Source organism: Plebeiibacterium marinum, from assembly GCF_026013615.1.
In the GTDB taxonomy this organism is placed as follows: Bacteria; Bacteroidota; Bacteroidia; order Bacteroidales; family Marinilabiliaceae; genus Saccharicrinis; species Saccharicrinis marinus_A.
Genome location: NZ_JAPDPI010000144.1, coordinates 1 through 407 on the forward strand (window position 1 = coordinate 1; position 407 = coordinate 407).

Annotated in this window: 1 protein-coding gene; it reads left to right on the forward strand. The window is 38.3% G+C overall.

What is annotated here, in order from left to right; genetic code table 11:
- Positions 1-407, forward strand: a 407-nt coding sequence (locus OM074_RS21250) for an Ig-like domain-containing protein (RefSeq protein WP_301202721.1), incomplete at both ends; no start/stop codon positions are given.

Sequence of the window (407 nt, forward strand, 5' to 3'; positions counted from 1 at the left end):
TATACACCAGATGCCGACTTTAATGGAGAAGATTCTTTTGTATATGAAGTATGTGATTCAAATGGTGCTTGCGATCAGGCTACTGTAGTTATTACTATTAATGCTATTGCTGATAATAATGCACCGGTTGCCACTGATGATGTTGCAAGTGTAGACGAAGATGGCGTGTTAAATGGAACAACACTATTGTCTAATGATAGCGATCCTGATGGGGATGAACTAACCATTAATACAACTCCGGTAACAGGGCCTACCAATGGTAGTTTAGTTATCAACGCTGATGGAACATACACTTACACACCAGATGCTGATTTTAATGGAGAAGATTCTTTTGTATATGAAGTATGTGATTCAAATGGTGCTTGCGATCAGGCTACTGTAGTTATTACCATTAATGCTATTGCTGA